A 20,298-nucleotide genomic window follows, 5' to 3' on the forward strand; every position below is an offset into this window, starting at 1 on the left:
CCGGTCAGGGGACGATGACGGCCCGCCCGTGCACGTCGCCCCGGCGCAGTGCCTCGTACGCCTGCGGCGCCTCGGCGAGGGGGAACGTCTGCACGTCGGCGCGCAGCCGGCCGTCGCGGGCCAGCGCGATCACCTCCTGCAGTTCGGCCCGGGTGCCCCAGAACGGCACCACCACACCGGCCTCGAACGGCACCGGTGGCGGCTCGTCGGCGACCGGCCGTACCGGCAGCGTGCCGCCGGCCAGGCCCACCAGCAGGATCTGCCCGCCGGTGGCGACGACCTGACGGGCGGTGTCCAGTGTGGGCTGGGCGCCGACGAAGTCGAGGACCACGTCCGCGCCGTCCGGTGGCGGCCCGACCAGCTCGCGGATCTTGTCCACCGCGTCCGGGCCGGCCTGCACCGTGTGGTGGGCGCCGAGCCGGCCGGCCAGGTCCAGCGCCGCGGTGCTGGTGTCCACCGCGACGACCCGCACCGCGGTGGTGGCGAGCAGGATCTGCAACCCCATGTGCCCGAGCCCGCCGATGCCGATCACCACGCAGGTCGTGCCGGGCCGCAGCCGGGGCCGGGCCAGCTCCACCGCGTGGTACGGGGTCAGCCCGGCGTCGGTCAGCGGCGCCGCCTGGGTCAGGTCCATGTCGCCGATCGGCAGCAGCCGGGACACCGGCACCACCACGTACTCGGCCAGCCCGCCGTCGCGGCTGAGCCCGATGCCCCCGACCGGGGTGACCCGGCACCGGTTCTCCTCACCCCGCAGGCAGGCCCGGCACCGGCCGCAGCCGATGATCCCGTAGACCGCGGCCCGGTCGCCGGGCGACCAGCCGTCCACCCCGGCGCCGATCGTGTCGACGGTGCCGGCGATCTCGTGTCCCAGCGTCATCGGGGTCGGGAACACCCCGGCCGGCGCCTCGAGGATGTGCAGGTCCGAATGGCAGGCCCCGACCGCGCCGACGCGCAGCAGCACCTCACCGGGGCCGGGCTGCGGTGTGGGCACCTCCGTGTGTTCCAGCACCCCGGGTGCGGTCATCCGTACTGCGCGCATGTCTCCTCCACCTCGTCGGGTCGTCGCGGCGGCATACCCGTGCCGTGACGGTTGATGCGCTGACGGGAGGGGCGGGCGCACAATGCGGTCATGACCGAGCCGGCCGAGTCGTTCACCGACGAGGAGTACGCGTTCCTGCGGCACGTCCGCTTCGGCGAACTGCCGGCCCGGGTACGCCCGGACGACCTGACGGGGTCCGTGGAGACCGAGACCCCGCCGGACCGGCCGGACCCGGTCGGCGGGGAGTCGGAGTGGCACCTGCGCGCGGGCGGCTGACGGGGCCCGGGCACCCGCCCGGACCCCGCCGCCCGCACGGTCAGAAGACCGGCACGCCCTCGCGGACCAGCTTCCAGTTGGGCACGAAGAAGTCGGCCGGGTCGATGACGCCCTTGGCCTGCGCCCAGTCGATGAGCAGCTGGCGGATCTCCTGCTGGGCGTTGTAGACCTGGGTCTTCACGATGCCCGGGAAGTTGCCGCCGCCGCTGCGCCGGTAGTTGTTCACCGCCACCACGAACCGGGCGTCCGCCGCGACCGGGGTGTCGGTGCCGGCCAGTACCAGGCGGGTGATCCGCCGGCCGACCGGCTCGGCGATGTCGATGTCGTAGTCGATGCCGGAGAACACGTCGTAGTTGTAGTCCGGCACCGCCGGGTCGCTGATCGTCTCCGGGTTCACCGGCGCACCCGCGGGCAGCGTGACGAAGTACTTCGCCGAGTACTCCAGGTACGCCTTCACCTCGGCGCCGGTCAGCACGACCGCCTCCAGCGTGTTGTCGTACACGTAGAGGCCCGCCACGTCGCGGATGCGCACGTCGCCCTGCGGGAACACCGCGGTACGGCTGAACGGCGCGGCGATGGACAGCACCGGCAGGCCCGCGTACTCGCCGCCCGCGAGGGCCTCGGTGACCACCTCGGTCTGGACGTGGTTGATGAAGTCCAGGATCGGGGTGTCCTTGTACCGCGACTCGGCAGCGGACAGCTCCATGCTGGACTGCGCGACGACGCGGTTGACGTACTCCACGGTCGTGGCGTGCTGGCCGCGCACGGCCGCGAGCACCGCCGGGTCCTCGGCCACCGTGTTGGTGTTCAGCGTGGTGGCCGACTTGGCGGTGACCGTCCAGCGGCCCTTCTCCCGGGCCAGCGTGAAGTCCATCCGGGTCAGCCGCTGGCCCCACTTCGACGGCTCCGAGGTGAGGACCCGCTCGCCGGTGGTGAGGTTGGTGACGAACTTCTCCGGCACCTCGTTGTGCGCGTGGCCGAACAGGATCGCGTCGATGCCGGGCACCTGCTCGGCGATCAGCGCGGTCGGGTTCTCGTTCGGCAGCTCCGGGCCGTAGCTCGAGGTGCCGCTGTCGCCGCCGTGCGCGGAGATGACGACCAGGTCGGCGCCGCGGCGGCGCATCTCCGGCACCCACTTCGCGGCGGTGGCGACCATGTCGGCGAAGACCAGGCGGCCCTCGACGTTGCCCTTGTCCCAGATGGCCACGCCGGGGTTGGTCAGGCCGAGGATGCCCACGCGCAGCTTCGGGGCGCCGTGCCCGCCGAGCTTGACCTCCTTGATCACGTACGGGAGGAACGCCGGCTTGCCGGTCTTCGCGTTGAGCGCGTTCGCCGCGAGGGCCGGGAAGCCGAGCTGCTCGATCCAGGTGGCCAGCAGCGGCAGGCCGTAGTTGAACTCGTGGTTGCCGAGCGTCACCGCGTCGTACCGGAGGATGTTCATGGCGCGGGCCATCGGGTGCGTCTCACCGGTGGTGGTGATCGGCTCCTGCTTGGCGTAGTACGTCGCCAGCGGCGTGCCCTGGATCGTGTCACCGGCGTCGAGGACCAGCGTCGCCTTGCCCTTGCGCTCGGCGCGGATCTGGTTGACCAGGGTGGCGAGCTTCGCGACGCCGACGTCGTTGTGCTTGCTGTCGTCGAACTCCGCGTCCTTGTAGTAGTCCCAGTTGTAGACGTTGCCGTGGGTGTCCGACGTGCCGAGGATCGTCAGGTCCCAGGTCTTCGGCTGCTTCGGCTTCGCCTCGGCGGGCGCGCCGGCCAGCAGGGGAGCGGTCGCGGCGGCGGCCGCGACGGCCAGCACCTGGCGCCGGGAGGCGCCGGAGGAGGAGGTCATGAGGTGCCTTTCCGAATGGGGGTACGCGCCTTGTGGGCGCCGTTGCGCACCATAACCACCACATGGCGCCTGCGCCACACCGGCCCGAATTGTTTCCCTTCCGGTCACACGCTGCTGTTTTCGCGCCGGTCACCGGGGTAGGGGCGCATCCATGAGCGAGGACCAGTTCACCCAGCAGCACCCGGCCGAACAGTACGGACAGCGCGACGGGCAGCCGTCGCAACACCAGACGCCGCCCGGCAACGAGCAGGAGATGGGGCCGAAGCCCGACCACGGCGAGGAGTCGTACCGGGGCAGCGACCGGCTCAGCGGCAAGCGCGCGATCATCACCGGCGGTGACTCCGGCATCGGCCGGGCCGTCGCGATCGCCTTCGCCCGCGAGGGCGCCGACGTGCTCGTCACGTATCTCGCCGACGAGGAGGAGAAGGACGCCCAGGAGACGGTCGCCCTGATCGAGCAGGCCGGGCGCACCGGCGTCGCGGTGCGGTGCGACCTGCGCGAGGAGGCCAACTGCCGCGCCCTGGTCGACCAGGCGCTCCGCGACCTCGGCGGCGTCGACATCCTGGTCAACAACGCGGCGTACCAGATGTCGCAGGACAACGGCCTGCTCGACATCACCACCGAGCAGTTCGACCGGGTCTTCAAGACCAACGTGTACGCCATGTTCTGGCTCTGCAAGTTCGCGGTGCCGCACATGAAGGAAGGCTCGACGATCATCAACACGTCGTCGATCCAGGCGTTCGACCCGTCGCCGCAGCTGCTCGACTACGCCACCACCAAGGCGGCCATCGCCAACTTCACGAAGGCGCTCGCGCAGAACCTCGCCGAGCGGGGCATCCGGGTCAACGCGGTCGCGCCCGGTCCGATCTGGACGCCGCTGATCCCGGCCACGATGCCGGAGGAGAAGGTGAAGCAGTTCGGGACCGACACGCCGCTGGGCCGTCCGGGTCAGCCGGCCGAGCTGGCGCCCGCGTACGTCTACTTCGCCTCGCAGGAGTCCAGCTACGTCACCGGCGAGATCCTCGGCGTGACGGGTGGCCGACCGACGAAGTGAGCCAGCCCCGGCTGGTGCCGTCGTGGCCTTCCGGTCCCGCGCTCGGCCGCCTGGTTCCGCTGCTCAGCGGGGCCAGGCGGCCATCCGGCGGCGGACCTCGGCGATCTGCGGCGCGTCCAGGCCGTAGCGGGTGAACCGCCTGTCGGCCAGCCCGTCCAGATAGCGCCCCGCGGCGCGCACATCCTCGTCGTCCAGCGCCGGATCGACCTGCCGGGCCAGCTCCAGCAGCTCCGCCACGTTGTACCGGTCCAGTGCGGCGGAGACGTCGATGTAGTCGCGTACCTCCCGCCGGTTCACCAGCGCGGCGGTCTTGTTCGCGATCAGGTCCCGCACGTCCATGACCGGGCCGAGGTCCATCACCACCGGGCTGCGGTGGCGGTCCAGGCGGGCCAGGCTCAGGCGGATCTGCCGGCCGTCCCGGCTCACCACGAAGTCCCGCAGGTCCCGCTCGAAACCGTCGAACACCTCGCCCAGCCCGCCCGGGTCCACCTCGGCCACCCGGTACCCGGCCCGTTCCAGCGCCGCGCGTACCCCGTCGGCCGCCGCCGCGGCGGCGCCCTCCACGTCGGCGAACAGGTCGACGTCCTCGGTGGGGCGGGTGACCAGTCCGTGCGCCGCCCAGGCGACGCCGCCGCCGAGCACGAAGCGGTGCGGGCCGGCCGCGGCCAGCGCCACCCGGGCCACCTGCCGGTAGAAGTCGTGCGGATGGGTCACGCGGCGCGCAGGCTCCGGTGCCGGCCCTCCCAGGCCAGGCGTACGCCCCGAGGCAGGTTGAGCAGCGGCCACAGCCGGCGCAACGTGCCCGCGTGGATCAGCTCGCGCAGGTCCTCCACCCGGGTCGTCTCGCGCAGCACGTTCTCGTACATCCAGAGCAACTCGTCCGGGTCGCCCAGGTCGAAGGCGCGTTCGCTGCTCCACATCAGGCGTACCGGCAGCTCGACGATGCCGGTGGTGGGACCGGTCAGCTCGTCCAGGGTGCGCGCCACCACGGCGGGTCGCCCGGGACGGGCGAGGTACGCGTGCGCGCTGACCGACATGGCATCAGGGTAACCCCAACCCGGCCCCTTCCCCGCGTCCCTTCCTCACCTCCCCCTCCGCGCCCCCCGCCCCTTGTCGCGTCGATCATGAAGTTGACGGCACGGGGTGTCCGTTTTGTCGCCGCCAACCTCATGATCGACCGCACGCTTGTCGACCGCGCTCCCGCCGGAGATCTTGGAAGATTTGGGCCCCATGAGGGCCGTTTTCTTCCAAGATCTCCGACGGTGGGTGGGTGCGCCGAGGCCTGCTCGCGTCGGTGCCCGCCCTGCCGGATGGAGATCTTGGTACGTCCTCGCCCCTGTGGGGGCCGTTCCGTACCAAGATCTCTCGCGGGCGGGCCCTCCACCGAGATCGGCGACATCCGCTCGGGGCCGGCGGGTCTGCCGTCGGCCTCCTGACCTTGCAGTCGATCATGAGGTTGGCGGCGACAAACCGGACACGAGGTGCCGTCAACCTCATGATCGACCCCGCAGGGGTGGCCCGGGCGTTGGCGGGCGCGACGTGGGGCGGGATGCGGCGAGACGGGCGTGCGCGAGCGGCCGGTGGGTGCGTCGGTCGGAGTGGAGAGCGGGGCGTGTCCGTTGTGTGCCGGGTGCCGGGGACACCTTGCGCCGGGTGTCGGGATCTGGGGTGGTGGGGGACACCCGGGTGGCGGAATCCGGGGCGGGGCCGGGGCGTTATACCTGGTGAACGACCGCAGCAGCACCCCCGGCGCCCCGGCAGGGGGGCGGCGGAACCCGGGAATGACCCCGGGCCGGCGGTCGTTGAACATGGCTCCGGCGCCGCCAGTGAGCCCCGTACGCCACCCCCCGGCGCGGGCCGCGTGAGCAGGACGCCGGAGATCCCCCCAAGAACCTCTCTTGAGCGCCTGACGGTGCTCGCACCCGCCCCGAACCCCCTCGGCGCGGGCGTCGACCCCCGAACGGAGCCCACCATGAACACGATCCTGCGCAAGAGCATCCTCGGTATCGCCGGTCTGACCGTCGCCGGTGGCCTCGCCGCCGGTCCTCTCAATCACGACGCCGGCACCCCGGTGCGCGACACGGCCGTGACCACCACCCAGGCCGCCGCGAAGCTGGACAGCGCCGCGCTGATCCCGCACGGCGTGCAGGGCACCCAGTCCCACATCGACCTGAACGACGAGCAGACCGCCAACGTGAAGGCGATCATCGCGGCGACGAAGAAGGCCGGCATGGACGAACGCGCCGCGGTCGTCTCCATCGCCACGGCGTTGCAGGAGTCGAAGCTGGAGAACCTCGGCCACCTGGGTGACCGTAACGACCACGACTCGCAGGGCCTGTTCCAGCAGCGTCCGTCCAGCGGCTGGGGCACGGTGGAGCAGATCACCGACCCCGAGTACTCCACCACCGCGTTCCTCAAGGGCCTGAAGCAGGTCGACGGCTGGAAGGACATGCCGCTGACCGTCGCCGCCCAGACCGTCCAGGTGTCCGCTTACCCGGACCACTACGCCCAGTGGGAGCAGCAGGCCGCCGACCTGGTGGCCGAGCACTGGAACAGCTGACCCGGCGGTGACCGGGGTCACGAGGAACGAGCGGAAGAACCGTGACCCCGGTACCGTTGTGCAGAGCGTCGGTGTGTTCAGTGTCCCCGGGCCTCACCTAAATTGCCTTCGCGGAATACCGTTCGGCTGGAGCCGCGTCGCGCCACTCGCCGAGAGGCGACATGCACACCGACGCCCACAGCCGCCCCGGCCACCCGGCCGGGGCGGCTGTGTCTGTGGGCTCGAGTCGCACGCCCTGGTTCGCTGGCCTAGGGTTACAGGCAGAGGTGAGCCGTTCTCGACGGAGAGGGGGTGCGCGGATGGGGTTCAAGACGTTCATCCAGGGGTGGCCGGTCTACCGGCAACTCACCGGCACCGACCCGCTCGGTCGCGGCGCCGCCGCCCAGTCGGCGCGCTCCGCCGAGTTGGCCCCCCGCACCGAGACCGCCGACGGCATGGCCCGCTCGGTCTGCCCGTACTGCGCGGTCGGCTGCGGGCAGCGGGTCTTCCACTCCGGCGGCAAGGTCACCCAGATCGAGGGCGACCCGGACAGCCCGATCTCGCGCGGCCGGCTCTGCCCGAAGGGCTCGGCCAGCAAGAGCCTGGTGACCAGCCCGCTGCGCCCGACCACGGTCCGCTACCGCCGGCCGTACGCGACCGAGTGGGAAGACCTCGACCTCGACGTCGCGCTCGACATGATCGCCGACCGCATCCTCGCCGCCCGCGCGGAGACCTGGGAGGACGTCGACGACGAGGGCCGCCCGCTGAACCGGACGCTGGGCATCTCCAGCCTCGGCGGCGCGACGCTGGACAACGAGGAGAACTACCTCATCAAGAAGCTGTTCACGGCGATGGGGGCACTCCAGATCGAGAACCAGGCCCGTATTTGACACTCCGCCACCGTCCCCGGTCTGGGGACCAGCTTCGGTCGCGGCGGGGCGACGGACTTCCAGCAGGACCTCGTCAACGCTGACGTCATCGTCATCCAGGGCTCGAACATGGCCGAGGCCCACCCGGTGGGCTTCCAGTGGGTGATGGAGGCGAAGAAGCGCGGCGCGAAGGTCTTCCACGTGGACCCGCGGTTCACGCGTACCAGCGCGCTCGCCGACACGTACCTGCCGATCCGTGCGGGCACGGACATCGCGCTGCTCGGCGGCGTGGTGCGCTACATCCTGGAGAACGAGCTGGACTTCCGGGAGTACGTGCTGGCGTACACCAACGCGGCCAACATCGTCAGTGAGCAGTTCGCCGACACCGAGGACCTGGACGGCCTGTTCTCCGGCTACAACCCGGACACCGGCTCGTACGACCACACGAGCTGGCAGTACGAGGGCCAGGAGGACAGCGCCCGGATCCGGGGCACCGGCAAGGAACGTGACTCGGCCTCCGGGCTGGAGCACGAGTCGCACGGCGAGCCGGTGCCGCCGCAGGCGCCACGGGACGAGACGTTGCAGCATCCGCGCTGCGTCTACCAGATCCTGAAGCGGCACTTCGCCCGCTACACCCCGGAGATGGTGGCCCGGGTGTGCGGCATCCCGGAGGAGAAGTTCCTGGAGCTGGCGCGCGCCTGGACGGAGAACTCGGGCCGGGAACGCACCGGCGCGCTCGTCTACTCCGTCGGCTGGACCCAGCACAGCGTCGGCGTGCAGTACATCCGCACCGGCTCGATCATCCAGACGCTGCTGGGCAACATGGGCCGCCCGGGTGGTGGCATCCTGGCGCTGCGCGGGCACGCCAGCATCCAGGGCTCCACCGACATCCCGACGCTGTTCAACCTGCTGCCCGGCTACCTGCCGATGCCGCACCACGCCGACCACCCGACGTTCGACGAGTGGGTGGACAGCATCCGGCGCCCGGGCCAGAAGGGCTTCTGGGGCAACTCGCGTGCGTTCGCGGCGAGCCTGCTGAAGGCGTACTGGGGTGACGCGGCGACGCCGGAGAACGACTTCTGCTACGGCTACATGCCCCGGATGACCGGCGACCACGGCACGTACCAGCAGGTCCTGAACATGATCGACGGCAAGGTGAAGGGCTACTTCCTGCTCGGCCAGAACCCGGCGGTCGGCTCGGCGCACGGCCGGGCCCAGCGTCTCGGCATGGCCAACCTCGACTGGCTCGTCGTCCGCGACCTGTTCATGATCGAGAGCGCCACGTTCTGGAAGAACAGCCCGGAGGTCGCCACCGGCGAGATCGTGCCGGAGGAGTGCCGCACCGAGGTGTTCTTCCTGCCGGCGGCCTCGCACGTGGAGAAGGAGGGCACGTTCACGCAGACGCAGCGGCTGCTGCAGTGGCGAGAGAAGGCCGTCGACCCGCCGGGCGACGCCCGCTCCGAGCTGTGGTTCTTCTACCACCTGGGCCGCGTGCTGCGGGAGAAGCTGGCCGGCTCCACCGAGCGTCGCGACCGCGCGCTGCTGGACCTGGCCTGGGACTACCCCACGCACGGTCCGCACGCGGAGCCGAGCGCCGAGGCGGTGCTGAAGGAGATCAACGGGTACGAGGTGGCCACCGGTCGCCCGCTCAACGCGTTCGGCGAGGCCCGCGACGACGGCTCCACGGCGATCGGCTGCTGGATCTACTCCGGCGTCTACGCCGACGGGGTGAACCAGGCGGCCCGCCGCCGGTCCCGGCACGAGCAGGACTGGGTGGCGGCCGAGTGGGGCTGGGCGTGGCCGGCGAACCGCCGCACGCTGTACAACCGCGCCTCCGCCGACCCGGAGGGCCGGCCGTGGAGCGAGCGCAAGAAGTACGTCTGGTGGGACCCGGAGGCCGGCGAGTGGACCGGCTACGACGTGCCGGACTTCGAGAAGACGAAGCCGCCGTCGTACCGGCCGCCCGAGGGTGCCTCCGGTCCGGCCGGGCTCGCCGGTGACGACGCGTTCGTCATGCAGGGCGACGGCAAGGCGTGGCTGTACGCGCCGACCGGTGTCCTGGACGGCCCGCTGCCGACGCACTACGAGCCGGCCGAGTCGCCGATGCGCAACCCGCTCTACGGTCAGCAGGCCAACCCGACCCGCAAGATCTACGAGCACCCGGTCAACCGGATGAACCCGAGCCCGCCGGAGCCGCACAGCCAGGTCTTCCCGTACGTGTTCACGGTCAGCCGCCTCACCGAGCACCACACGGCCGGTGGGATGAGCCGTACCGTGCCGCGCCTGGCGGAGCTGCAACCGGAGATGTTCGTCGAGGTGTCCCCGGAACTGGCCGGCGAGATCGGCCTGGACCACCTGGGCTGGGCGCACCTGATCAGCGGCCGCGCGGTGATCGAGGCGCGGGTGCTGGTCACCGACCGGCTCACCCCGCTGCGGGTGGACGGCCGGATCATCCACCAGGTCTGGCTGCCGTACCACTTCGGCACCGAGGGTCTGGTCACCGGCGACTCGGCGAACGACCTGTTCGGCATCACGCTGGACCCGAACGTCCTCATCCAGGAGAGCAAGGTCGGCACCTGCGACATCCGGCCCGGCCGTCGTCCCACCGGCCCGCCGCTGCTCGACCTGGTCGGCGACTACCAGCGGCGGGCCGGGATGACGCCGGACCGGAAGATCCCCGTGGTGACCACCGACGCCGGCGGCGGGGACGACGCCGCCGGCAGCACCGACGAGCGGTCGCCCGCCGCGCACCAGGACGGGGAACCGGATGCCTGACGCCAACAGCCTGTACGGCCCGCTCGACCCGGCCCCGGACGCGGGCTGGGTCGACGCGCCGCCCCGGATGGGCTTCTTCACCGACACCAGCGTCTGCATCGGCTGCAAGGCGTGCGAGGTGGCCTGCAAGGAGTGGAACGGCGTCCCGGACTCCGGTTTCGACCTGCTCGGCATGTCGTACGACAACACCGGCGCGCTGACCGCGAACTCGTGGCGGCACGTCGCGTTCATCGAGCAGCCCCGCCCGGCCGGGCACCGCACGCCGCCGTTCGCCGGCGACCCGACCGGCCCGGCGGTCAGCCCCGCGTCGGCGTCGGTCGGCGCGGGCACGGCCCCCGACACCGGTACGAACCCGGGCCTGCCGCCGGGACAGCCGGAGGCGGCGGCGCGGATGGCCGCCGGTCCGGAGTTCCTCGGCATGCCCGGCACCCAGCCGCCCGGGCGGGCCACCGGCGTGGAGAGCCGCACCGACTTCCGCTGGCTGATGATGTCCGACGTGTGCAAGCACTGCACGCACGCGGCCTGCCTGGACGTGTGCCCGACCGGTTCGCTGTTCCGCACCGAGTTCGGCACGGTGGTGGTGCAGGAGGACATCTGCAACGGCTGCGGCTACTGCATCTCCGCCTGCCCGTACGGCGTGATCGACCAGCGCAAGGGTGACGGCCGGGCGTGGAAGTGCACGCTGTGCTACGACCGGATGGGCGCGGGCATGACACCCGCCTGCGCGCAGGCCTGCCCGACCGAGTCCATCCAGTACGGCCCGCTCGACGAGCTGCGGGAACGCGCCGCCACGCGGGTCGCCGCGCTGCACGAGCGGGGTGTGCCGGAGGCACGTCTCTACGGCCACGACCCGACCGACGGCGTGGGCGGGGACGGCGCGTTCTTCCTGCTGCTCGACGAGCCGGAGGTCTACGGGCTGCCGCCGGACCCGGTGGTCACCACCCGGGACCTGCCGAAGATGTGGAAGCGGGCCGGGCTGGCCGCGCTGACCATGGCGGCGGCCGCCGTCGCCGCGTTCGTCGGAGGATCGTCGTGAGCCCGGACCGCCCGGTCGGTGACCTGTTCCGCCGTTTCCGCGAGCGCCTGTCCGCCGAACGCCCCGCCGGGCCGCACGGCGGTCTCGAGCGGCTGAGCGCGGGCCGCGGCAGCGCCGCCGAGCGGGAGAACGGCAGCCGGGCCACCGCGCCCGGTCCCGGGATGGGCCGCACCGACGCGGGCTCCCGCGACGCCGGCCTGCCCCCGCACCCGCCCCGCGACGCGGCACCCCGCCGACGCCGCGGCAAGGGCGGCAAGGGCGGCGGGGAGCAGCTCACCGTGCCGCCGGCCGAGTTCACCTCCTACTACGGCCGACCCGTCCTCAAGCCGCCGGTGTGGCGGTGGGACATCGCCGCGTACCTGTTCACCGGCGGCCTCGCCGCCGGCTCGTCGCTGCTGGCCGCGGGCGGGCAGCTCACCGGCCGCCCGGCGTTGCGCCGCGCCGGCCGGGTCGCCGCGCTGGCCGGGGTCGGCGCGAGCACCTACTTCCTGATCAACGACCTGGGCCGGCCGTCGCGCTTCCACCACATGCTGCGGGTGGCGAAGGTGACCTCGCCGATGTCGGTGGGCACCTGGATCCTCAGCGTGTTCGGCCCGGCCGCCGGGGCCGCCGCGGTCGCCGAGGTGGCCCCGCTGCTGCCCGAGCACGGCGTGCTGGGGCTCGGCCGCCGGCTGCTGCCCCCGGCCGGGCACGCCGCCGGTGTGGTCGCCGCCGTCACCGCGCCGGCGCTCGCCACGTACACCGGGGTGCTGCTGGCGGACACGGCGGTGCCGTCGTGGCACGAGGCGTACCCGGAACTGCCCGCCATCTTCGCGGGCAGCGCGCTGGCCAGCGGTGCCGGTGTAGGGCTGGTGGCCGCGCCCTGCGCGCAGGCCGGCCCGGCGCGGCGTCTCGCGGTCGCGGGCGCGGCGATGGAGCTGTGGGGTTCGCACCGGGTGGAGAACCGGCTCGGGCTGCTCAGCGAGCCCTACACGCAGGGCACACCCGGCAAGCTGCTGCGCGCGGGCCGCGCGCTGACCGCCGCCGGTGTGGTCGGCGCGCTGGTCGGTCGCCGCAGCCGGGTGCTGTCCGCGCTGTCCGGCGGCGCGCTGATCGCCGCGTCGGTGTGCACCCGGTTCGGGATCTTCCACGGCGGCGTCGCCTCGGCACGCGATCCGCGGTACACGGTGGTGCCGCAGCGCGAACGCGCCGACCGGCGGGCCGCCGACCAGGTCTGACACCTCCCCGGGCGGCCGCGCGGCGGCTGTGGTTGACTGCTGCGTGGAGGCGTTCAGGCGGCTGGTGCCCCTCCCGGTCTTCAAAACCGGTGTGGTCCGGGACCCGGGCCAGGCGGGTTCGATTCCCGTCCGTCTCCGCCAAACCGTTCCCGGGAGTGCACCGATGCGTGAGGTCGACCCGCGACGGCGGGTGCCGCGCACCGACGCGCTGCTCGCCGACCCCGCGCTGGCCGCCGCCGCCGCGACGCTCGGCCGCGACCGGGTCAAGGCCGCGATCGTCCGCGCGCAGGACCGCGCCCGCCGGGGCGAGCTGACCCCCGATCAGGTACGCGACGCGGCGCTCGCCGACCTGCCCGGCCGTACGCCACGCGCGGTGCTCAACGCCACCGGTGTCGTGCTGCACACCAACCTGGGCCGCGCCCCGCTCGCCCCGTCGGCGGTGGACGCGCTGGTCGCCGCCGCCGGGCACACCGACGTGGAGCTGGACCTGCGGACCGGGCGGCGGGCCCGGCGCGGCCGGGAGGCGCTGGACGCGCTCGCCGCCGCGGTGCCCGACGCCGGGGCGGTGCACGTGGTGAACAACGGCGCGGCGGCGCTGGTGCTGGCCGCGACCGCGCTGGCCGCCGGCCGGGAGATCGTGGTGAGCCGCGGTGAGCTGGTCGAGATCGGCGACGGGTTCCGCCTGCCCGACCTGCTGGCCAGCACCGGCGCGCGGCTGCGCGAGGTGGGCACCACCAACCGCACCACCCGCGCCGACTACGAGGCGGCGATCGGCGAGCGGACCGGCTTCGTGCTCAAGGTGCACCCGTCGAACTTCGTGGTCTCCGGCTTCACGTCGGCGGTGCCGGTGGCCGAGCTGGCCACGCTCGGCGTACCGGTGGTGGTCGACATCGGGTCCGGGCTGCTCGCGCCGGACCCGCTGCTGCCCGCCGAGCCGGACGCCGCCACCACACTGCGCGCGGGCGCGCACCTCGTCACCGCCAGCGGCGACAAGCTGCTCGGCGGACCGCAGGCCGGTCTGCTGCTCGGCGACGCCGACCTGGTGCAGCGGCTGCGCCGGCACCCGCTCGCGCGGGCGCTGCGGGTCGACAAGCTCACCCTCTCCGCGCTCGCCGCCACCCTGTACGCGCCCACCACACCCACCCGGGACGCGCTGCACGCCGACCCGGTCCGGCTGCGGGACCGGCTGGAGCGGCTGCGGGACCGGCTCGGCGAAGACGGCTGCAAGGCCGAGGTGGTGCCCAGCGCCGCGGTGGTCGGCGGCGGCGGGGCGCCTGGCGTGGAGCTGGACTCGTGGGCGCTGAGCCTGCCCGAGCGGTACGCCGAGCCGCTGCGCACCGGCGAGCCGGCGGTCCTCGGGCGGGTGCTGCAGGGCCGGCTGCTGCTGGACCTGCGCGCCGTGCCGGAGGACGCCGACGACCGGGTCCGCGCGGCCGTGCTGAGCGTGGAGGACTGACCGGCATGTGGGTGGTGGCGACCGCCGGGCACGTCGACCACGGCAAGTCGACGCTGGTGCGGGCGCTGACCGGGATGGAACCGGACCGGTGGGCGGAGGAACGCCGCCGCGGCATGACCATCGACCTCGGCTTCGCCTGGACCACACTGCCGTCCGGCGGCACGATCGCCTTCGTCGACGTACCCGGGCACGAGCGGTTCGTGCCGAACATGCTCGCCGGTGTCGGCCCGGTCCCGGCCGCGCTGATCGTCGTGGCCGCCGACGAGGGCTGGATGCCGCAGTCCGCCGAGCACCTGGCCGCGCTGGACGCGCTGGGTGTGTCGTACGGGCTGCTCGCGGTCACCCGCGCGGACCTGGCCGACCCCGGGCCGGCGACGGCACGCGCCCGCAAGGAGATCGCCGCGACCTCGCTCGGTGAGGTGGAGGCGGTGCCCGTCTCCGCGGTCACCGGCGCCGGGCTGCCCGAGCTGCGCGCCGCCCTGGACCGCCTGACCGCCCGGCTGCCCGGCCCGGCCGCCGACGCGCCGGTGCGGCTCTGGGTGGACCGCGCGTTCACCGTGCGCGGCAGCGGCACGGTGGTCACCGGCACGCTCGGCGGTGGCCGGCTGCGCGTCGGCGACGAGCTGGAACTGGCCGCCACCGGGGAGACGGTGCGGGTACGCGGACTGCACTCCCTCGGTGTCGCGCATGCCGAGGTCGAGGCGGTGGCCCGGGTCGCGGTGAACCTGCGCGGCCTGTCCCGGGACCGGGTCGGGCGCGGCGACGCGCTGCTCACCCCGGGCCGGTTCGGGCGCACCGACCTGCTCGACGTGCGGCTGTCCGGCGACCCGGCCGCCGACCTCCCGGCCACGCTCACCCTGCACGCCGGTTCGGCGGCGGTGCCCGCCCGGGTCCGGCCGCTGGGCCCGGACACGGTACGGCTGCGCCTGGACCGCCCGCTGCCGCTGCTGATCGGGGACCGGGCGCTGCTGCGCGACCCCGGCCGGCACCACGTCGCGGGCGGCGTGACAGTGCTGGACGTGGACCCGCCGCCGCTGCGCCGCCGGGGTGCGGCGGCCGCCCGTGCCGCGGTGCTGGCCGGCCTGGACGGACGGCCGGACCTGGCCGGGGAGCTGCGCCGGCGGCGGCTCGTCCGCGCCGGTGACCTGACCCGGATGGGCGTGCCACCGACCGCGACCCCGGTGACCGGGCAGTGGCTGGCCGACCCCGAACACTGGCGGGACCTGGGCCGCCGCCTCACCGAGGAGGTCACCCGGTACGCCGCCGAGCATCCGCTCGCCGCGGGCGTACCCGTCGACGTGCTGCGCCACCGCCTCGACCTGCCCGACCGTGCCCTGGTCACGGCGCTGCTGCGCCCACCGCTGCGGCTGCGCGACGGCCTGGTCACCGCCGCCGGGCAGCACACCCTGCCGGACCCGGTGGCCCGGGCGGTGGACCGGGTCCGGGCCGAGTACGGCGACCGCCCGTTCCAGGCCCCCGAGGCGCACCACCTGGCCGACCTCGGACTGGGCCCCCGCGAGATCGGCGCCGCGGTACGCGCCGGCGCGCTGCTGAAGCTCGCCGAGAACGTGGTGCTGCTGCCCGGCGCCCCGGACGACGCGGTACGCGTGCTCGCCGGGCTGCCGCAGCCGTTCACGCTCAGCGCCGCCCGGCAGGCGCTCGGCACCACCCGCCGGGTGGCGGTGCCGCTGCTGGAACTGCTGGACCGGCGCGGCGCCACCCGGCGGCTGCCCGACGACGCCCGCGAGGTGGTCCGCCCGCCGGGCTGAGCCATCCGGCGCCACCGGCCCGAGCCGTCACCTACCGTGACGCCATGGACCCTTCCGCAGTCTGGCGGGACAAGAACCACAAGTGGCGGATCGAGGCGTACCGGGCACCGGACCTGCGGTTCGCCATCTACGCCACGAACGGCCCGACCGAGTCGGCGCCGCTGTGGCTGTTCGGGATGGCCGCGCTGGCCCGCTGGCTGATGACCCACGCGATCTCGCTGGACGACCTGGAGACGGACTGATGGGTGTCCAGGTCGCGCTGGTGCTGGTGCTGATCCTCGTCAACGCCGCCCTGTCCGGCAGCGAGATGGCGCTGGTGAGCCTGCGGGAGGGGCAGTTGCGCCGGCTGGCGCGCTCCGGGCGGGCCGGTGCGCGGCTGAGCCGGCTCACCCGCGAACCCAACCGCTACCTGGCCACCATCCAGCTCGGCATCACGCTCGCCGGGTTCCTCGCCTCGGCCGCCGCCGCGGTGACGCTCGCCGAGCCGCTCGTCGGCCCGCTGGGGTTCCTCGGCGGGGCGGCCCGCCCGGTGGCGGTGTTCCTGGTGACGCTGCTGCTGACGTTCCTCACCCTGGTGGTGGGGGAGCTGGCACCCAAGCGGCTCGCCATGCAGACCGCGGAACGGTGGGCGCTGATCAGCGCCGGGCCGCTGGACCTGCTGGCGCGGCTGTCCCGGCCGGCGGTGTGGCTGCTCGGCCGCTCCACCGACCTGCTGGTCCGGCTCGCCGGTGGCGACCCGCGCGCCAGCCGGCAGGAGGTGACCGAGGAGGAGCTGCGGGAGATGCTGGTCAGCCAGCGCGGCCTGTCCGCCCAGCAGCGGGAGATCCTCGCCGGAGCCTTCGACATCGCCGGCCGTACGCTGCGGGAGATCCTCGTCGCGCGCCGCGACGTGACCACGTTGCCCGCCGACCTGCCGGCGGCCGACGCGATGCGGCGGCTCGCGGCCACCGGCCGGTCCCGGGCGCCGGTGATCGGACCCGGCGGGCTCGACGACGTGTGCGGCACCGTGCACATCCGCGACCTGGTGGACGCCGACGGGGCGCGCGTCGGCGACCGGGCCCGCCCGCCGGTGCTGCTGCCGGGCACGTTGCCGGTGGCCGACGCGATGCGGCAGCTGCGCCAGCGGCACGAGCAGCTCGCGCTGGTGGTCGACGAGTACGGCGGCGTGGACGGCCTGGTCACCATGGAGGACCTGCTCGAGGAGGTCGTCGGCGAGCTGTACGACGAGACCGACCGGGACGTGCGCCGCGCCGTGCGGGAGCCGGACGGCGCGCTGCTCCTGCCCGGCGACTTCCCGCTGCACGACCTGCCCGACGTGGGCGTACGGGTCACGTTCCCGCTGTCGCGCGAGTACACCACGGTGGCCGGGCTGGTGCTGGCCGGTCTGGGCCGGCTGCCCGAGGGCCCGGGGGAGCGGGTCCGGCTGCCCGGCCTCACCGTCGAGGTGGTCGAGGTGGCCGGACGGGCGATCCGCCGGGTCCGGCTGCGCGGCCCCGCCGTCGGGCGCACCCCGGACTGACACCCGGACGGGGGACAACCGCCCGATCCGCGTCCCGGCCCGCGCCGCCGGTCGTACGGTGCGGGCGTGAAGGACCGAGGAATGCGGACGTTCATCACCGTGCTGGCCGGGCTGGCCGTGATCTACTTCGGCTTCACCGGAAGCCGCGACAGTGGCGGTGAGGGTGGCGTCTCCGGCGGCGTGGTGCTGCTCGCGCTGCTCGCCTCGCTGCTGGCCTGGAACCTGACGAAGCCCGGCCCGGCCAAGTAGTCACCGGGCCGTGGCGGCGCTGCGGCTCACCTCGCCCGCCGACTCCTCGCCCAGGGCCACCCGCACCAGCGCCGACGCGAGCCGGCCGAAGTCGGCCTCGCCGACCAGGCCGACCAGGTCGCCGGGGCTCGCCGGCAGGCCCAGCCGCTTCGCCCCGGCCAGCGTGCGCCGGTCGGCGTACGGGCACACGTCCGGCCACACCGACTGCGCCTCGCGCAGGAAGATGTCCGCCCCGGTGGGGCCGATGCCGGGGAACTCGGTGAGCAGCCGGCGCAGCACGGCCCGGTCGGCGCCGGCCTCCTTGTGCAGCCGCCGCAGGTCGCCGTGCCAGCGGTCCAGGCAGAGGCGGGCGCCGGTGCCGAGCATGGTCGCGGTCCGCTCGTCGTAGCGCCGGTAGTGGCCCCGGCCCAGCGCGTCGACCCGGTCCTGCCAGCTCGCCGCCTCCATCGCCTGCGGGGTGCGGTAGCCGGCCGCGAACAGCTCCCGGGCGGCGGCCACCGCCACCGAGGCCCGGATCCGGGTGCTCAGCAGCGTGGTGAGCACCAGCAACTGGTAGAGCGGGCCGGGCCGGTCCGCGAGGGCGATGCCGGCCTCCTCCGCGTACGTGCGGGACTGCCGGTCCAGCAGGGCCCGTGCGACGTTGCGATCGTCTGGCATCCACCCGGATTACCCGCCCCGGCCCCGGCCAGACCCCCGGGCCCGTCCGGAATGCGCGAGCCGGCGGCGGGTACGCGGGCCGGGTGCGCGGTCGACGGCCGTGCGCCCCACCGGAAGGAGAGACCCGTGGTCAAGCCGCAGCAGGAGGAACTGCGCCGGAACGACCTCGGCGCCACCAGCCAGGACAGCCGCAAGACGGCCACCCGGGCGGGCGGCCGTTCGCGGAGCCGGGGCACGTCGAACGCGGATGCGGGACGGCCCGTCCCCAGGGGACAGGTGTCGCCGTACGGCCCGGCCGGTGAGCCGGTCGCCGACGACGAGAGCTAACCGCGAGCCGTTGTCGGCCGCAGCCGCCGCCAGGTGGCTGCGGCCGACAGCCCGTACGCCAGGTGCGGGATCAGGTCGGAGACCCAGTCGGTGCGGCGCCACGTGCGCGGGTCGGTCACGCCGAGCACCGTCATCGAGCCGTCCGAGGTGGCCATCACGCCGCCGCCGAGCAGCACCGTGGCCACCGGCAACGGAATCCGCCGACTCGCCGCGACCACGCCGAACGCGGCGCCGGCGGCGATGCCGGTGGCGTACCCGAGCAGTGGTCCCAGACCGGAGCGGCGGTTCGCCGCCTCGTCGCCGGGGCCCAGGTCGACGTGCGTGACGTCGGCCAGCCGTCCGGCGACCGATTCCGGGGTGCTGCTGGCCGGCCGGGCCCGCAACGCCATGTCGAGGTACGAGACCGCGTTGAGGACGGCGCTGCCGACGGCGCCCGCGATGGCGCCGTCGACAACCGCTGCCGTCCTCACTTCGGGTCACCCGGTTCCCGGTTGCCCTTGGGGCCGTAGGTCCGTTCGCCCCGGACCACGCCGCGTTGCCCCCTGTCGTCCTGGAGGATCCGGTTCGCGACCTGGTTCGCCTCCTTGTCGGACGCCCGTCCGGACTGCTCGACGAGGTCGCGAAGGCGTGCCCGCTGCTTGTCGTACGCGTTGCTGCCCGGCCGTGGTCCTGGCATCTCTGCCTCCTCCGGATCGCTGTCGGCTGACTCAGGCGTCTACCCGCCCGGGCCGGGACCAACCGTTGCGGGCGGACCCGCCGCTCGGCCGGCCGGCGGGTCCGCCGCTCAGTCCGGGGCCCGGACCACCGCTACCGGGCAGGCGGAGCGGTGCAGGATCCCCTGGCTCACCGAGCCCAGCAGCAGCCCGCCCAGCTCGCCCCGGCCCTGCCGGCCCACCACGACGAGCTGGGCCCCGGCCGACGCCGCGGTCAGCGCCGCGACCGGCTTGGCGCGTACCGCCTCGGTGCGTACCGGCAGGTCCGGCCACCGCTCGCCGATCCCGGCGAGCGCCTCGGCGAGCACCCGCTCGCCCTCCTCGGCCTCGTCGTCGCGCCCGCGCCTCGCCGGGCGGGCGTGCACCACGTGCAGCGCGGCGCCGCGCGCGGACGCGGTCTCCGCGGCGAACTCGACGGCGGCGCGCGACAGCGTGGAGCCGTCCACGCCGACCACCACCGGGCCGCCCTCGTGGTCCGTGCCGCGCGCGATCAGGACCGGGCAGTCGGCGTACGAGGCGACCTGCACCGCCACCGACCCGACCACGAGCGCGGCGAATCCGCCCAGGCCCCGGTCGCCGAGCACGACCACGGCGGCGGTGGGGGACTCGCCGAGCAGCACCGCTGCCGCCTCCCCGTCGATGATCTCGCCGGTGATGCGCAGCCCGGGCGACTCGGCCTCGGCCGCCGCGACCGCGTCGGAGACCAGTTGCTCGGCCTGGTTGCGCAGGCCGGCGCCGGGTGGTGACCCGGCCGGCGCGGAGACCGGTACGCGCAGCAACGGCCAGATGAAACCGTGCACCACCCGCAGCGGGCGGTTACGCCGCCGGGCCTCCCGGGCCGCCAGGCGCACCGCCCGGGTCGCCGGTTCGGAGCCGTCCACCCCGACCACCACCGCGGCCCCGTTCGCCGAGTTCACCCGTACCTCCTCGTGGCCGGCGCTCCCGCGGCCAGTATCGCGGCCCGGGTGGCCG

The 20,298-nt window shown here is 74.1% G+C and carries 20 protein-coding genes and 1 tRNA gene; 13 read left to right on the forward strand and 8 right to left on the reverse strand.

All coding sequences use genetic code 11. The annotated features are described in order from the left end of the window. Positions 1–4: 4 nt before the first annotated feature. Positions 5–1,039: an NAD(P)-dependent alcohol dehydrogenase gene (locus O7604_RS23490; protein ID WP_281577796.1), complete on the reverse strand. Its 1,035-nt coding sequence runs from the start codon at positions 1,037–1,039 to the stop codon at positions 5–7. Between the two features lie 90 nt (positions 1,040–1,129). On the opposite strand from O7604_RS23490, the gene O7604_RS23495 reads away from it, so the two are divergent. Beyond that, entirely contained in the window at positions 1,130–1,315 is a 186-nt protein-coding gene (locus tag O7604_RS23495) for a hypothetical protein (RefSeq protein ID WP_269706014.1), read from the forward strand. 40 nt (positions 1,316–1,355) lie between these two features. On the opposite strand, the gene O7604_RS23500 is transcribed toward O7604_RS23495, so the two are convergent. Then, positions 1,356–3,146 (reverse strand): 5'-nucleotidase C-terminal domain-containing protein, encoded by a 1,791-nt coding sequence (locus O7604_RS23500; protein WP_281577797.1) that lies wholly within the window; start codon positions 3,144–3,146, stop codon positions 1,356–1,358. Positions 3,147–3,297: 151 nt separating this feature from the next. On the opposite strand from O7604_RS23500, the gene O7604_RS23505 reads away from it, so the two are divergent. Beyond that, entirely contained in the window at positions 3,298–4,200 is a 903-nt protein-coding gene (locus O7604_RS23505; protein WP_281577798.1) for an SDR family oxidoreductase, read from the forward strand. Positions 4,201–4,263: 63 nt separating this feature from the next. On the opposite strand, the gene O7604_RS23510 is transcribed toward O7604_RS23505, so the two are convergent. Next, positions 4,264–4,914 (reverse strand): nucleotidyl transferase AbiEii/AbiGii toxin family protein, encoded by a 651-nt coding sequence (locus tag O7604_RS23510; RefSeq protein ID WP_281577799.1) that lies wholly within the window; start codon positions 4,912–4,914, stop codon positions 4,264–4,266. Next, positions 4,911–5,237, reverse strand: coding sequence for a hypothetical protein (locus tag O7604_RS23515; RefSeq protein WP_013476750.1), 327 nt, complete (start codon positions 5,235–5,237; stop codon positions 4,911–4,913). The genes O7604_RS23510 and O7604_RS23515 overlap by 4 nt, the downstream gene beginning before the upstream one ends. A gap of 935 nt (positions 5,238–6,172) precedes the next feature. On the opposite strand from O7604_RS23515, the gene O7604_RS23520 reads away from it, so the two are divergent. The 10 genes from O7604_RS23520 to O7604_RS23565 all read left to right on the forward strand — a co-directional run bounded on the left by O7604_RS23520 (position 6,173) and on the right by O7604_RS23565 (position 17,629). Further along, a complete protein-coding gene (locus O7604_RS23520; protein ID WP_281577800.1) occupies positions 6,173–6,760 on the forward strand; it encodes a hypothetical protein in 588 nt (195 codons plus the stop codon). A 299-nt stretch (positions 6,761–7,059) separates the two neighbouring features. Beyond that, positions 7,060–10,383 carry a formate dehydrogenase gene (fdh, locus tag O7604_RS23525; protein WP_269706029.1) on the forward strand — a complete coding sequence of 1,108 codons (3,324 nt, stop codon included), beginning with the start codon at positions 7,060–7,062 and terminating at the stop codon, positions 10,381–10,383. Beyond that, the gene (locus O7604_RS23530; RefSeq protein WP_281577801.1) at positions 10,376–11,419 is read left to right on the forward strand and encodes a 4Fe-4S dicluster domain-containing protein; all 1,044 of its coding nucleotides are present in this window, start codon (positions 10,376–10,378) and stop codon (positions 11,417–11,419) included. The genes fdh and O7604_RS23530 overlap by 8 nt, the downstream gene beginning before the upstream one ends. Beyond that, positions 11,416–12,636 carry an NrfD/PsrC family molybdoenzyme membrane anchor subunit gene (gene nrfD / locus O7604_RS23535; RefSeq protein ID WP_281577802.1) on the forward strand — a complete coding sequence of 407 codons (1,221 nt, stop codon included), beginning with the start codon at positions 11,416–11,418 and terminating at the stop codon, positions 12,634–12,636. Before O7604_RS23530 ends, nrfD begins: the two co-directional genes overlap by 4 nt. A 45-nt stretch (positions 12,637–12,681) precedes the next feature. After that, a tRNA-Sec gene (locus O7604_RS23540) sits at positions 12,682–12,777 on the forward strand. A 22-nt stretch (positions 12,778–12,799) separates the two neighbouring features. After that, entirely contained in the window at positions 12,800–14,092 is a 1,293-nt protein-coding gene (gene selA / locus O7604_RS23545; protein ID WP_281577803.1) for an L-seryl-tRNA(Sec) selenium transferase, read from the forward strand. A 5-nt stretch (positions 14,093–14,097) separates the two neighbouring features. After that, positions 14,098–15,861, forward strand: coding sequence for a selenocysteine-specific translation elongation factor (gene selB, locus O7604_RS23550; protein ID WP_281577804.1), 1,764 nt, complete (start codon positions 14,098–14,100; stop codon positions 15,859–15,861). Between the two features lie 44 nt (positions 15,862–15,905). Beyond that, complete coding sequence (locus O7604_RS23555; protein WP_030503909.1) at positions 15,906–16,103, forward strand: hypothetical protein; 198 nt, start codon at positions 15,906–15,908, stop codon at positions 16,101–16,103. Then, on the forward strand, positions 16,103–17,380 hold the full coding sequence (locus tag O7604_RS23560; RefSeq protein ID WP_269706037.1) for a hemolysin family protein: 1,278 nt from the start codon (positions 16,103–16,105) through the stop codon (positions 17,378–17,380). Before O7604_RS23555 ends, O7604_RS23560 begins: the two co-directional genes overlap by 1 nt. Positions 17,381–17,446: 66 nt before the next feature. Continuing rightward, positions 17,447–17,629 carry a hypothetical protein gene (locus O7604_RS23565; RefSeq protein ID WP_194803387.1) on the forward strand — a complete coding sequence of 61 codons (183 nt, stop codon included), beginning with the start codon at positions 17,447–17,449 and terminating at the stop codon, positions 17,627–17,629. Here O7604_RS23565 and O7604_RS23570 read toward each other — a convergent pair whose 3' ends face one another. After that, complete coding sequence (locus O7604_RS23570; protein ID WP_269706039.1) at positions 17,630–18,286, reverse strand: hypothetical protein; 657 nt, start codon at positions 18,284–18,286, stop codon at positions 17,630–17,632. A gap of 126 nt (positions 18,287–18,412) precedes the next feature. On the opposite strand from O7604_RS23570, the gene O7604_RS23575 reads away from it, so the two are divergent. After that, a complete protein-coding gene (locus tag O7604_RS23575; RefSeq protein ID WP_281577805.1) occupies positions 18,413–18,613 on the forward strand; it encodes a hypothetical protein in 201 nt (66 codons plus the stop codon). Here O7604_RS23575 and O7604_RS23580 read toward each other — a convergent pair. The 3 genes from O7604_RS23580 to O7604_RS23590 form a co-directional block, all read right to left on the reverse strand. Continuing rightward, complete coding sequence (locus O7604_RS23580; RefSeq protein ID WP_281577806.1) at positions 18,610–19,083, reverse strand: hypothetical protein; 474 nt, start codon at positions 19,081–19,083, stop codon at positions 18,610–18,612. The two genes, O7604_RS23575 and O7604_RS23580, sit on opposite strands and share 4 nt — an antisense overlap. Further along, a complete protein-coding gene (locus tag O7604_RS23585) occupies positions 19,080–19,289 on the reverse strand; it encodes a hypothetical protein (protein ID WP_013286381.1) in 210 nt (69 codons plus the stop codon). Before O7604_RS23585 ends, O7604_RS23580 begins: the two co-directional genes overlap by 4 nt. A 108-nt stretch (positions 19,290–19,397) precedes the next feature. Continuing rightward, on the reverse strand, positions 19,398–20,243 hold the full coding sequence (locus O7604_RS23590; protein WP_281577807.1) for a universal stress protein: 846 nt from the start codon (positions 20,241–20,243) through the stop codon (positions 19,398–19,400). Between the last annotated feature and the right edge of the window lie 55 nt (positions 20,244–20,298).

Origin of the sequence: Micromonospora sp. WMMA1947 (genome assembly GCF_027497355.1) — a bacterium.
Lineage (GTDB): Bacteria > Actinomycetota > Actinomycetes > Mycobacteriales > Micromonosporaceae > Micromonospora.